Origin of the sequence: Celeribacter halophilus (genome assembly GCF_018860305.1) — a bacterium.
Taxonomy (GTDB): Bacteria; Pseudomonadota; Alphaproteobacteria; order Rhodobacterales; family Rhodobacteraceae; genus Celeribacter; species Celeribacter halophilus_A.
Genome location: NZ_JAHKPE010000019.1, coordinates 554,630 through 567,292 on the forward strand (window position 1 = coordinate 554,630; position 12,663 = coordinate 567,292).

Sequence of the window (12,663 nt, forward strand, 5' to 3'; positions counted from 1 at the left end):
ACTATATTTTGAACAGTTGCACAGAAGCCTTTGGGACTCAGGGCATTTTGCGACTTGTTCTTTCTATAGCTGACAGTTCATATTGCCCGTGACCGAAACCACAACGTGAGGCACGATGGAGCTTTTTCAGTTCAGCCCGATGACTGAGGCGGTGATCGCTCTGGTGGTCGTTGGGTTCATGTTCGTGCTTTTCATGCGGGAGGTTTTCCCGACCGAAGTTGTCGCCATCACCGGGGCTGCCTTGATGATGGTTCTGGGCATTCTGCCCTACGACGCCGCACTTTCTGTTTTGTCGAATCCGGCCCCATGGACCATTGCAGCCATGTTCATTGTCATGGGCGCGATGGTGCGCACGGGGGGGCTTGAGTGGTTCACGCGACAAGCGGGAAGCTATGCGGAGACCCATCCTTCGGTCGCCATCGGGATGCTGCTTTTGGTGGTGGTCGTGCTTTCGGCTTTCGTGGCGAACACGCCGGTGGTTGTGGTGATGATCCCCGTGTTCATACAACTTTCGGGAAAACTTGGAGTGTCGCCTTCCAAGCTACTGATTCCCCTGAGCTATTCGGCCATCATGGGGGGCACGATCACGCTTTTGGGCACCTCCACAAACCTCTTGGTTGACGGGGTGGCCCGTGCACAGGGGCTGGAGCCGTTCTCGATCTTTGAGGTCTCGCTTCTGGGCCTTGCGGTGACGGCCTGGGGCATGATCTATCTGCTGATCTTCGGGCGTCACCTTCTGCCGGAGCGTGACAGTCTGGCGGCGATGCTCTCTTCAGGGCGCTCGAAAATGAAGTTTTTCACCGAAGCCGTGATCCCGCCGGAAAGCAACCTGATCGGGCGCGAAGTCACGGGGGTGCAGCTTTTCAAACGGGACGGTGTGCGGCTTATCGACGTGATCCGCGGCGATAAATCCTACCGGCACGAGCTTGAAGGGCTGACGCTGAAGGTGGGGGACCGGATTGTTCTGCGTTCGAAAATCACCGAACTTCTCAGTTTGCAGCGGGATAAATCCCTCAAGCGGGTCGATCAGGTGTCTACGGTCGAGACCACGACGATGGAGGTTCTGATCACGCCGGGCTGCAAGATGGTCGGGCGCTCGCTCGCCTCCATGCGTCTGCGCCGTCGTTACGGGGTCTATGTTCTGGCCGTCCATCGCCGCAACCAGAACCTCGGTCACAAGATGCAGGATCTCGTGGTGCGTGTGGGTGATACGCTTTTGCTGGAAGGGGCGCCCGCAGATATTCAGCGCCTCGCAGCCGATATGGATATGGGCGATGTGTCCAAGCCCACCGAGCGCGCCTATCATCGCTCCCATGCGCCGATTGCGCTGGTCGCGATGTTTTCCATCGTGGTGCTGGCAGCCTTGGGGGTTGCGCCCATCCTGATGCTTTCGGTGATCTCTGTGGCCGTGGTCCTCGTCACGCGCTGTATCGACGCGGAGGAGGCCTTTTCCTTTGTGGAAGGGCGGTTGCTGGCGCTGATTTTTGCCATGCTGGCCGTGGGGGCGGCTCTGGATGCCTCCGGGGCGGTCGAGCTGATCGTGACGGCGGTCGCACCTGTGTTGGATGGTTTGCCGGTGTTTTTCGTGGTCTGGGCGATTTTTCTGATGACCTCGATCCTGACCGAACTTGTCTCGAACAATGCTGTGGCTGTGGTGATCACGCCGATTGCCATTGGGCTGGCGGATACAATGGGGCTGGACCCGCGCGGGTTGGTCGTGGCCGTGATGATCGCGGCATCTGCGTCTTTCGCGACCCCCATCGGCTATCAGACCAATACGATGGTTTACGGTCCCGGTGGCTATAAATTCACCGATTATATGAAGATCGGCATTCCGCTGAACCTGTCCATCGGGCTGTTGTCCGCGGCGCTGATCCCGCTTTTGTGGCCGATGTGAGGGGGTTTGAGGTCGAAATGAGTATTTGGACCATCAGAAAGACCCTTGCAAAGATGCGTGGCAGCCTTGCAGGTCAGGGGCGCGCTGCTTTATAGAGACCCGACAGCACAGATTATCGTATTTTCGGAGGCGCCACACATGGCAGGCCATTCTAAATGGGCAAATATCCAGCACCGCAAAGGGCGTCAGGACGCCGTGCGCTCGAAGCTCTTTTCGAAACTCGCCAAGGAGATCACCGTGGCGGCGAAAATGGGCGACCCGGATCCTGAGAAAAACCCGCGTCTGCGTTTGGCCGTGAAAACGGCGAAGACGCAATCCGTGCCCAAGGACGTGATTGATCGCGCGATCAAGAAGGCTCAGGGCGGGGATGCGGAGAACTATGACGAAATCCGCTACGAAGGTTACGGTCCTGAAGGGATCGCCTTTATCGTCGAAACCATGACCGACAATGTGAACCGGACGGCGTCCAACGTGCGTTCGCTTTTCACCAAGGCGGGCGGCAATCTCGGGACTTCCGGTTCAGTGTCGTTCATGTTCGATCGTGTGGGCGAGATCACCTATGACGCCTCTGTTGGCGATGCGGATACGGTGATGATGGCCGCGATTGAGGCCGGTGCCGAGGATGTCGAAAGCGACGAAGAGGGGCACTGGATCTATTGCGCTGATACCGATCTGGCGGCTGTGTCCGATGCTCTTGAGGCGGAACTGGGTGAGTCCAAGGAAAGCAAGTTGATCTGGAAGCCGCAGAACCGCACCGAGGTTGACCTTGAGACCGCGCAAAAGCTGATGCGTCTGGTTGAGGCTCTCGAAGATGACGATGATGTGCAAAGCGTCACCGCCAATTTCGACGTGCCTGATGATGTGGCGGCCCAGCTTTAAGTCCTCTGCAGTGTGATTTTGAGAAACCCGCCATTCTGGCGGGTTTTTTTATTGGACGAGACAGGTCCTGGCCGCGTCTTTCACGGCCTCGGTCACATCGGCGAGACGCGCGGCGCTGAGGCGTGAGACATGCCAATACAGCGGGATGTCCAGAGGATCGGGGGCGAGCAGGGCAAGCCGTCCGGTGCCCAGATGAGGGTCAAGCAATTGGTGCGGATTTAGCCCCCAGCCCAGTCCGGCCAGAGCCGCATCGACGAAACCATGTGTCGAGGGAATGCGATGGGTCGGAAGGGACATGCGCCGTCCGGTGCGGGCGGTGGTCCAGATGTCTGGCAAACGGTCCTTTTCGTCATAGATCATCGAGGGCGCGCGCGAGAGGGCATCTGGGGTCAGCCCGTCAGGGAAATGCCGCGCGATGAAGGCCGGGGTGGCGACTGCGAGATAGCGGAGCTTGCCGAGCGGCTGCAGGTCACAGCCTGAAACGGGGGTGTCGCGCGAGGAGACCGCCGCCATCACCTTTCCGCGTTTCAGCCAGTCGGCGGAATGGTCCTGATCGTCGATCTGAAGCTGGAACAACAGGCCCTCAATCGGGGCCATGGCGGCACAGAACCATGTGGCGAGACTGTCGGCATTCACCGCCAGAGGGATATGGACGGGGCTGGCCTTGTCGCTCTGGCCGAGGTCTTGCGCAAGTTGGCGCTCCATCAGGCTGATCTCTTCCATATGGCGTGCGAGCCGACGACCGGTTTCGGTGCCGGTGCAAGGCGTGCCACGCAGCACCAAGACTGTGCCGAGACGGTCTTCAAGTCCTTTGATCCGCTGCGATACGGCGGACGGCGTGACCGAGAGCCTGTTTGCGGCGGCTTCGAACGAGCCGGAGTGCAGCACGGCGGCAAGGGCGGTGAGGGCCGGATAGTCTGAAGAATTAAGCATATCTAATTTAGGCATAGAAAAATTAATTTGTCTAATCACCTTGTTGGCGATAGCTCAGGGGCACGCAAAGGAGAGACGCATGACCATGACCCCTGATATGACGCAGGCCGCGCTCACCGGATTTTTCACCGGTCTGAGCCTGATTGTCGCCATCGGCGCACAGAACGCTTTTGTGCTGCGCCAAGGGATCAGACGCGCGCATGTCCTGCCTGTGGTGCTGATTTGTGCGGTGTCGGATGCGGTGCTGATCGCGACGGGCGTCTTTGCTTCTGCGCGTGTGTCGGCGGCCTTCCCGCCGATCCTGCCGCTGATGCGCTGGGGCGGGGCGGCGTTCCTGTTGGTCTACGGGGCGAAGGCGGCGCTTTCGGCGTGGCGCGGCGGTGGGCATCTGGAGGCGGCGCAAGGGCAGGAGCAGCGCTTGCTTCCTGTGATGGGGCTGACGCTGGCGCTCACATGGCTCAATCCGCACGTTTACCTTGATACTGTGGTCCTGTTGGGGGCCGTGTCCGCCCGTTTTCCCGAGGCACAAACCGGGTTCGCTCTGGGGGCCATGTGTGCTTCCACGATCTTCTTTTTCTCACTGGGCTTCGGAGCACGGTTTCTGGGGCCGCTCTTTGCCCGTGAACTGTCCTGGCGGGTGCTCGACGCAGGGATCGCAGTGGTGATGTGGTCCATTGCGCTGAGCCTCTTGGGGGCGTTTTGATGGCTCAGGCGGGTTTCTTGCGCGTTTCGCGCCATGTGATGAACGAGATCGCACCAATGATCATCGCGCCGCCCAGCATGACGAAGGGATCAATGGCTTCCCCGAAGAGCAGGTAGCCGAAGGTCACCGACCAGATCAGCTGGACGAAGACCACAGGTTGCACCACCGATTGCGGAGCGCAGGCAAAGGCGCGGGTCATGGAATAATGGCCTAGTGTGGCAAAGGCGGCGGTGAGAAAGAGCAGCAGCAATTCATGCAGCGTCGGTGTCTCCCAGTGCAAAAGCGCGAAGGGCGCGATCACAATGGGCACGGTCACGGACATGAGGAACACGACAACGGAGGCCGGAAGCTCTTTCACCAGCCGGTTGGCGATGAGATAGGACCCCGCGAAAGCCATGGCCGAGAGCACCATGGCGAGATGGCCGGGATCAATCTCCCGAAATCCGGGGCGCAAGATCACCAGCCCGCCGAAAAAGGCCACGACCAGCGCGGAAATGCGGGGCAGGGCGATTTTCTCGCCAAACAGGAGCACCGCGCCTATGGTGATGTAGATCGGGTTCATGAAGTTGAGCGATGTCACCTCTCCCATCGGAATGCGGGTCATGGCGAAGAACCAACAGGTCATGGCCACGGAATGGAACACGGCACGCCCGAAGGTCAGTTTCCAGATGCGCGGGGTGAAGCGGACCTGACGCACGGCTCCGAGGGCAGGGATGAGGAACACCAGCCCGAGCGCGAATCGCAGGAAGGCACTTTGCAGGACGGGAAGGCCGGTGCCGACATATTTGACCAGCACGTTGACCATGACGAAACAGAGGGTCATGAACAGCATCCAGAGGATGCCTTTCACCGGACTTATCAGGGGTTTGTCCTGAGATGTGGAGAGCTGTGGTGTGCGCATGGCGGGAGACTGTCCGTTCTTTGGAGGATTGGCAATGCGTGCAAAGCGCATGCCGCCACCCGCAATTTTGCACTTGGCTGACAGAAGACCATTTTTCGGCCCGATTTTGCCTAAAAACTGATCACTATTGATCCTCGTCAAAGCGGCGGCACGGGGTCTCCGTCCAGACTGAATTGCGAAAAAAAAGACGCGTAAGAGGAGACACGCAATGACCAATACACCGCACCAAGTGGCCGCCGATTTTCCGGAGCTTGCTGACAAGATCAGTGAGCTGAAAAACTCCGACCCGCATTTCGCGCGTCTTCTGGAAAAATATGACGACGTGAACGATGAGGTGCATGTCGCCGAGACGAATGTGAAGCCGATGGATGATCTTGCTGTTGCCGAGTTGCGCAAGCAACGGATGCAGCTCAAAGACGAGATTTATGCCGCTTTGACGGCCGCTGCATCATAAGGTCTTGTCACATATTATGACTGGGGGGCGCGTTAACTGCAGGTTGCGCGCCCTCTTGCATTGTGAGAACAAATCACGCACATAAAGTGTGTGAGGTTGGGTGAAATACCATATATTGCGGCGCTTTGGGCCGTAATCGGGGCTGGGGTGGCTCTGTATCCGTTTCAGACGGCAGAGGCCGTGCATGAAGGGGGCACGGATGCTGTGCATCTGTTGGGGCTTGAGCCGATTGCCCTGAAATCCGACCCGAACACGGAGAAACCCTCCTCCTCCAGTGGTGACATTGTTGCCGGACGGGACGGGGCGCTTCGAATCGTGGATGGGGATACGCTGGCCATTGGCGAGGTGAAGATTCGTCTCCACGGCATAGACGCGCCGGAAATGTCGCAAAGCTGTAGTGATATGCGTGGCAAAAGCTGGGCCTGTGGCACATGGTCGAAAGCCGTGCTGGAGCGTCTGGCAACGGGGGACATCGCTTGCGTGCCCAAGGATCGCGACCGCTATGGCCGTGTCGTGGCGGTCTGTCATGGGGCTTCGGGCGATCTCAACGCCGAAATGGTGCGCGTGGGCGCGGCCTATGCCTATGAGACATACGCCCTTGATTATGTCCCGCAAGAAGAGGAGGCGCGCGCTGGCGGGCGCGGCCTATGGCGGGCAGGGAGCCAGTCCCCGTCGGAGTTCCGCGCCGATCATCGTACAACACTTGCACCGCAAACCCCGCCCTCGGACTGTGCGATCAAGGGCAACATCTCCAGATCCGGCAAGATTTATCACCTGCCAGGCGGGCAGTGGTATACGCGCACACGGATCAATGCAGGGGCGGGAGAGCGCTGGTTTTGCTCCGAAGACGAGGCCCGCGCTGCCGGATGGCGCAAAGCGCAGGGATAATTTTGCAAACCCTCTTGCAAGGCCGAAATTTTTCCCCTAAATGAGCCGGACCGGGTCGTTAGCTCAGTTGGTAGAGCGCTTCGTTTACACCGAAGATGTCGGGAGTTCGAGCCTCTCACGACCCACCATTTTTCCTCTCTGTTCAGATTTTGGTTGGCCGCTTGTGTATCAAGTGATCACAGGCGCCCTTCGGTCTTTCACGAGGCATGATGCCGATGTGCCAACACCATGCCTCGTGTGGCTTAATTGGTGTTGCGGCAGTCTTCGTAGACCTGAATATCTTTGGCGTAGAGTTCTTCAATCAGGGCACGCTCTCGGGGGCTGATCTCCAGCACACGTTTTCGCGCGTCCGTTGCCACTTTCCGATCGCTTTTCAGGCCGCCATAGTTTCCGATTGCTTTGGTGCAGACTTTTTCGAGAAACGGCTCAAGTTGGTCGAGCATGCCGACCTCGAAATCATCGAGGGGCCCCGGAATCATATCCGTTTGGGGGAGGAAATGGGCGTTCTGGAAATAGTCGTTGTCGCGCAGGGCCGTGAGGAACTGTTCAAGGCTTGGGACTGTGCTGTCGTCACCAGCATAGCGGTGTTTTCGGATGAAGACTTTGGAATGCCCTTTGTTTCTCCATGCGGAAACAGCACGCACGACAGGTTCGCGCAGAACGACAAATTTATAGGCGTTTTCGAACTCTCGCGCACTCGGCAAGCGGTTGAAGAGGGTCTTCAATCCCGATGTGCTTATTTGGTCCAGTTTCGGGTCAATAGAATAGGCCAATGTGCGGATGATTGTCGTGTTGGCACATTTGGGAAGGCGTGCGTAATAGAGGTTATACTCGGGGAAGTAGCAGACCCTCGAGATCATGGCATGGCGCGCATGCGGGGCCATGAGTTTTGTCACAGGATATGAATCGGAAGACCGGTAGCGGGCAAAGGCCGCAATATTTCGGAGGTTTCGCTTTGCCATCTCTTTGAATGGCGGCTTCCCTTGAGGCTTGGAATGCGTTTGCTCCACGGTCGTCTCCTATCTGATGTCGTCGTCCTTGTGCCGTGAGCGGCCTTCGGGGTCAAGCTGGGCAGCGTGTCACGTTAAAGTCATCTCGGCAGTCAGGAAAATGTCTCGCGAACTGCATTCAACGGCCCCCGCACAACATCTCGGCAAACGTGCTGACCCAAGTCAGATTTCAACATGCACGCGCTCTGACAAGTTGCGGCGGGAGGCTTCGGCCAGAAGGGCGATTGTGAGTAGTGCGACCGTCCCGACAAGCGGCAGTATCCAGGCCATCCAAACGGCATCCGGCTGCGCGATCATGAGTGCCTGACAGGCGAGGGCCAAGACCGTGCCTGCCGCAAAGATCAGCAGCCCGTGCCGTCCGATCAGCCGCAAGGGCGCGGTATAACGATGCGCCGAAAACCGCATGACAACAGCAAGCTGTGACAGCACATATCCCAGCGCGAGGATATGCAGAAAGCGCGGCGCGGCCAGAAAGGTTTTGTCATGGGAGGTGATGTTGAACGGCACGCCGGCTTGCGCCAGATGATGCATCTGGAGGTTCAGAAACGCCCCCAGACCGGGGACATATTTCCACGTAAGAACAAGAATTAGGAAAGTGACCGACGCCCAGAAGAGCGGGCGGGATTGCGGGAAGAAAGGCTTGCCCTGACGCTGGCCGAGCCCGACCAGCAGACCGCAGACAAAGATCGCCTGCCACGCGAAAGGGTTGAAGAACCAACCGCCCGGGTTGGGATAGTTCGGCAGGTTCAGGCGGAAAATGCCCGTGAACATCCAAAGCGTGAGAGATAGCAGGAACAAGAGGCGCGGTCGGCGCAGGCCCAGATAGATTGCGACAGGAGCGCAGACCAGAAGCACCGAATAGGCGGGCAGAATGTTGACATAGCCGAATTGATGCGTGAGCAGCGGCACGCCGATCAGCCCTTCTGTCGGATTATGAAACACCTGCCGCATGTTGATGCGGGTCAGAAGCTCCGTGCGTCCTGTCAACCGGTAGGCCGCGGCGAAGATACCCAAAGCGCAGGCGGAGAGGGTGATCTGCACGACATAGAGCGACCAAGCGCGTTTCCACAGCGGCGCAATGGCTCGCCAAAGTCCGCGTTTGTTACGCTGGGCCTGCATGAAGCGCGGGGTGTAGGCGAGACCTGCGGCGATGCCGGACATCAGGAAAAAGGCCTCAGCCGCATCGGAAAACCCCAGATTGCGGATCGTCAGATATTCGTAGGGGTTGCCCGGCACATGGTTGATGAAGATCATCACAAGCGCCAAGCCGCGAAAGACATCGATCCGCGGATCGCGCGGGGATTTGGGCGTGATCGCGGGACTGCTTGGCACGGGAAACGGATCGGTCTTGGCCCTATGCTGGAGCATGGGTTTCTCCGGTCGAATGTGGCTCTGTTGGCGCGGTGTCTTCCACCCAAGTCCGTCGCCAAGAGTCCGCGATGGCGCGGTAGGAGGTGACCACCGGCGAAAGGGTGGTGGCTTGCGGCACGGTAAAGACCGCGTGGGTGAGCGGGCGCGAGGTCCATGCGATGAGGACAGGGGCCGCGAGCATGGGAAGTGCGACCGGCAGAAGCCAGATCGTCAGGTTCGGAGCCATCCATTCTACGGCGGCCAGCGAGGCGATGCCGATGCCGATGATCCAGCGTCCGGCCTGCCACCCGTCAGACAACGACAGGATGCCTTCGTTGCGTTGATTGGCGGGCCAGCCGCCGTCCTGACCGGAGAGCACCTGTAGCACGGCACGGCTGTGATAGAGCAGCATCAGCGGGGCCAGCAGGGTGGTGAGCAAAATCTCGGCCAGAACGGAGAAAGCTACCCGCACCGCGCCGCCGAAGCCTTTGGCACGCCCCGAGCGGATGGCGCCGATCAGGATGAGCAGTTTCGGAACCAGCAGCAGCCCAACAACGCCGACAGCCAGCATGGTGATCTCCCGCGTGCTGGTGTTGGGGAAGACGGGGAAAAGCTGATACGGATCGGGGAAATATTTGGGCGGCGGTGCAGTCACCGTGCCGATGAGGGAGGCGATGAGAAAGGCGGCCCACAAGAGCGAAACGACATAGGCGGCGACGTTTTGCAGAAAGATGAAACGGCTCCAGCGCGCCAGTCCGGGGGCGAAAATCAACCGCGCATGTTGCAGGTTGCCTTGGCACCAGCGGCGTTCTCGGCGGGCGAAAGAAAGCACGTTTTCCGGCCCTTCCTCGAATGATCCGCCGAGTGTTTGGTCTACTTGGACCTTCCAGCCCGCACGCGCCAGTAAGGCGGCTTCGACATAGTCATGGCTCAGGATATGCCCGCCCAGTGGCGGTTTTCCGGACAGTTCGGGCAGGCCGCAACTTTGGGCAAAGGCCCGAACGCGGACAATAGCGTTGTGCCCCCAGAACGGGCCGGTCGCGCCCTGCATCCGCGCCAGCCCTCGGGTGAATACGGGGCCGTGGAAACAGGAGGCAAACTGGAGCGCGCGGCCAAAGAAGGACCGCGCCCCGATGATCTGGGGCAGGGTTTGCAAGAGACCAAGCTGCGGATCGGCCTGCATCCGCGCAATCATCGTGCGGATCGTTTCGCCTTCCATGAGGCTGTCGGCATCAAGAATGACGGCAAATTCATAGGCTCCGCCGGATGTGCGGATGAACTCTTCGATATTGCCCGCCTTGCGCCCCGCATTGTCTTGACGGCGACGATAGAACATCCGGCCTGTGCCGTTGGTGTCCCGCAGGAGCCGTGCAAAGGCCAGTTGTTCTTTTCGGGCAAGCTCAGCATCGCGCGTGTCGGAGAGCACGACGAAATCCGCATCAACTCCGGCTTCGGCTACGGAGCGGTCAATCGCGGCGATACGGGCGAAGGTGGTGAGGGGGTCTTCGTTGCAGATCGGTACGGCGATCACGGTGCGCGGTTGAGGCTGTGACAGATCGGTGTGAGTGCCCGCCCGTTGCCGTCCGGGCAGGCCGATGAGCGCCAGAGACGCCCCCCACGCCAGCCATGCTGTTGTGACAAAGACCAGTCCCGCCCGAATGGCGTCCCATGCGCCAAACCCGTCTTGGGCCGCAGCCTCGCCCATCAGGCTTGAGGCTGTGACCGCAGACACAAGTGAGAGGGCCAGTGCAAAGGCACGGCACCAGCGTGTGCGGGTGTCGGGGGCAAGGTGTTCATGCATGGCGTTGAGCCGTGTCATTTCGAGTTACGTCTTGCGCCGCAAAAAGAGCATACGGGCGACATCCGCCAAGGCGGGCCGGTGTGTCTGGGGTTCCAGCACCTGTTTCGGCATCGCAAGCGGTGCCGCAGGCGGCATCCAGTTTTGCGTCTCCACCACCACCGGCTCTTGCAGGTGGGCGGGAGTTGTCTTGTTCAAGCTTACGCGTTGATCCATTGGTACATCCATGTCTCGCTCAGTGTGCGCTCGTATCCAGATATGCCTGCCTTCAGCTCGACGACGGCGTCGGGTTCGGCCCGAACTTCCAGAACAAGCCGCCATTCATTGCGCCCGTTCACAGGGCTGAGCACAGCTTCGACAATTTCGCCATTGCTCGCACTGGAGACGGCTTCCAGTTGTGCATTCTCCGGCAGATGGTCCAGTAGACCGCCTGCAAAATCGATCACAAATTTTCGTGTGCCGGTGTCGGTCTGCACGCCTGCCACACCGCCTTCGCCGGTGCGCATTCGTGTGACTTTGGCAAGCCGCTCTGAGGCGGCGCCTTGCGGCGACATGCCCCAATGCATCCGATAGGCATACTCAAGCGCGTCGCCCGCGTTTGTGTCCTGATCGGGAATCCAGAAGGCGACGATATTGTCGTTCACCTCAAGATCGGAGGGAATCTCGACAAGCCGCACAGTGCCCTTGCCCCAATCGCCGAGCGGTTCGATCATCAGCGAAGGCCGGCGCTCGTAATGTGCTTGGGCATCCAGATAGTGTTCAAAGTCGCGATTGCGCTGCACCAGCCCGAAGGAGCGGGGGCTGAGTGCGCCGAAATAGGAGCTGGCCAGACGCGGCGGGTTGTTCAGGTGGCGGAAATAGGTCTCGCCCGCCTGCGTGTTGAGCACAAGCGCCTCGCTGTCATGCACCGCCGGACGGTAGTCGTCGAACGGTCCTGCGTCGGCCCCGTTGAACAGGAACATTGACGTGAGTGGCGCGATGCCAAGTTGCTTGATGTCCTTGCGCAGGAACAGACGCGCGGTCACATCGACCGTGGTGGTCGCGCCCGGAGTGATGTCGAACTGATAGGCCCCTGTCACCGAGGGGCTGTCGAGCGCGGCGAAGACGGTTACGGTTTCCTCGCCCGGTTGCGGCCGATGCAGCCAGACTTCGGAGAAGCGCGGGAATTCCTCGCCTTCCGGCAGACCGGTGTTGACCGCCAGCCCGCGTGCGCTGAGACCGTAGGAATTGCCTTTGCCGAGGGCGCGGAAATAGCTCGCGCCCTGAAACACGATCAACTCGTCAAAAATGTCCGCACGGTTCAGCGGCGCGTGCAGGCGAAAGCCCGCAACGCCGGGCATCTCTGCGTCAGCCGGGATGGATTGCGCAAGCTCGGCGTCATCATATTCGAAGTCGGCGGTGGTGAAGGCCATCGGATGCACGCTGGTGCCGACGACCTCGTTGATTTTCACGGGCTCTTTGAAAAGCCATCCCGGATGGAAGGCATGCAGCCGGAAGGCCACGCCTTTTTCCTGCCAGCGGGCCTGCTCGGGGCGGAACCGGATGCGTTGGTAGGCATCATAGTCCAGATCGGCCAGAAACCCGTGCACAGGTTCCGGAGCCGAGTAGGGATGGCCGGCCAGATCTTTCATCCGCTCGGTCAGCATGTCGAAGGAAAACGTGGGTGCTTCCTCTTCTTGTGCCCACAGATGTGCGGGTGCCAAGGCCGACGCGAAAGATGCGGCTGCGGCGGTCAGAAACTGGCGCCGTTCCCAGAATTCCGGCGCTGTCGCTTTCTGTTGCGTGGTGTTGGAAATCGTCAAGAGTATACCCCCGGTAAGACACGGTTTTGACGTGCTAGTTTGTTGTTA

The 12,663-nt window shown here is 59.6% G+C and carries 12 protein-coding genes and 1 tRNA gene; 6 read left to right on the top strand and 7 right to left on the bottom strand.

The annotated features are described in order from the left end of the window. The first annotated feature begins 115 nt into the window (after nt 1-115). Both KO492_RS07015 and KO492_RS07020 read left to right on the top strand, forming a co-directional pair. On the top strand, nt 116-1,897 hold the full coding sequence (locus KO492_RS07015; RefSeq protein ID WP_216044284.1) for an SLC13 family permease: 1,782 nt from the start codon (nt 116-118) through the stop codon (nt 1,895-1,897). Between the two features lie 138 nt (nt 1,898-2,035). Beyond that, a complete protein-coding gene (locus KO492_RS07020) occupies nt 2,036-2,776 on the top strand; it encodes a YebC/PmpR family DNA-binding transcriptional regulator (RefSeq protein WP_216044285.1) in 741 nt (246 codons plus the stop codon). Nucleotides 2,777-2,824: 48 nt separating this feature from the next. Here KO492_RS07020 and KO492_RS07025 read toward each other — a convergent pair whose 3' ends face one another. After that, the gene (locus KO492_RS07025) at nt 2,825-3,709 is read right to left on the bottom strand and encodes a LysR family transcriptional regulator ArgP (RefSeq protein ID WP_216044286.1); all 885 of its coding nucleotides are present in this window, start codon (nt 3,707-3,709) and stop codon (nt 2,825-2,827) included. Nucleotides 3,710-3,794: 85 nt separating this feature from the next. Here KO492_RS07025 and KO492_RS07030 point away from each other — a divergent pair, with 85 nt between their 5' ends. Continuing rightward, nucleotides 3,795-4,412, top strand: coding sequence for a LysE/ArgO family amino acid transporter (locus KO492_RS07030; RefSeq protein ID WP_417256182.1), 618 nt, complete (start codon nt 3,795-3,797; stop codon nt 4,410-4,412). Between the two features lie 4 nt (nt 4,413-4,416). Here the strand turns inward: KO492_RS07030 and KO492_RS07035 are convergent, their stop codons facing one another. Continuing rightward, nucleotides 4,417-5,313 carry a DMT family transporter gene (locus KO492_RS07035; RefSeq protein ID WP_216044287.1) on the bottom strand — a complete coding sequence of 299 codons (897 nt, stop codon included), beginning with the start codon at nt 5,311-5,313 and terminating at the stop codon, nt 4,417-4,419. Nucleotides 5,314-5,521: 208 nt separating this feature from the next. On the opposite strand from KO492_RS07035, the gene KO492_RS07040 reads away from it, so the two are divergent. The 3 genes from KO492_RS07040 (at nt 5,522) to KO492_RS07050 (ending at nt 6,783) form a co-directional block, all read left to right on the top strand. After that, nucleotides 5,522-5,767: a YdcH family protein gene (locus KO492_RS07040; protein WP_216044288.1), complete on the top strand. Its 246-nt coding sequence runs from the start codon at nt 5,522-5,524 to the stop codon at nt 5,765-5,767. 96 nt (nt 5,768-5,863) lie between these two features. Then, complete coding sequence (locus KO492_RS07045) at nt 5,864-6,655, top strand: thermonuclease family protein (protein ID WP_252735356.1); 792 nt, start codon at nt 5,864-5,866, stop codon at nt 6,653-6,655. A 52-nt stretch (nt 6,656-6,707) separates the two neighbouring features. Continuing rightward, nucleotides 6,708-6,783 (top strand) — tRNA-Val (locus KO492_RS07050). Between the two features lie 114 nt (nt 6,784-6,897). On the opposite strand, the gene KO492_RS07055 is transcribed toward KO492_RS07050, so the two are convergent. The 5 genes from KO492_RS07055 to KO492_RS07075 form a co-directional block, all read right to left on the bottom strand. Then, nucleotides 6,898-7,617 (bottom strand): sulfotransferase family 2 domain-containing protein, encoded by a 720-nt coding sequence (locus tag KO492_RS07055; protein WP_216044289.1) that lies wholly within the window; start codon nt 7,615-7,617, stop codon nt 6,898-6,900. Nucleotides 7,618-7,827: 210 nt separating this feature from the next. Continuing rightward, the gene (locus KO492_RS07060) at nt 7,828-9,033 is read right to left on the bottom strand and encodes an OpgC family protein (RefSeq protein WP_216044290.1); all 1,206 of its coding nucleotides are present in this window, start codon (nt 9,031-9,033) and stop codon (nt 7,828-7,830) included. Next, complete coding sequence (gene mdoH / locus KO492_RS07065; RefSeq protein WP_252735358.1) at nt 9,020-10,834, bottom strand: glucans biosynthesis glucosyltransferase MdoH; 1,815 nt, start codon at nt 10,832-10,834, stop codon at nt 9,020-9,022. The genes KO492_RS07060 and mdoH overlap by 14 nt, the downstream gene beginning before the upstream one ends. Nucleotides 10,835-10,840: 6 nt before the next feature. Continuing rightward, nucleotides 10,841-11,029, bottom strand: coding sequence for a hypothetical protein (locus tag KO492_RS07070; protein WP_216044291.1), 189 nt, complete (start codon nt 11,027-11,029; stop codon nt 10,841-10,843). Next, a complete protein-coding gene (locus KO492_RS07075; RefSeq protein ID WP_252735427.1) occupies nt 11,014-12,459 on the bottom strand; it encodes a glucan biosynthesis protein in 1,446 nt (481 codons plus the stop codon). Before KO492_RS07075 ends, KO492_RS07070 begins: the two co-directional genes overlap by 16 nt. Nucleotides 12,460-12,663 lie beyond the last annotated feature (204 nt).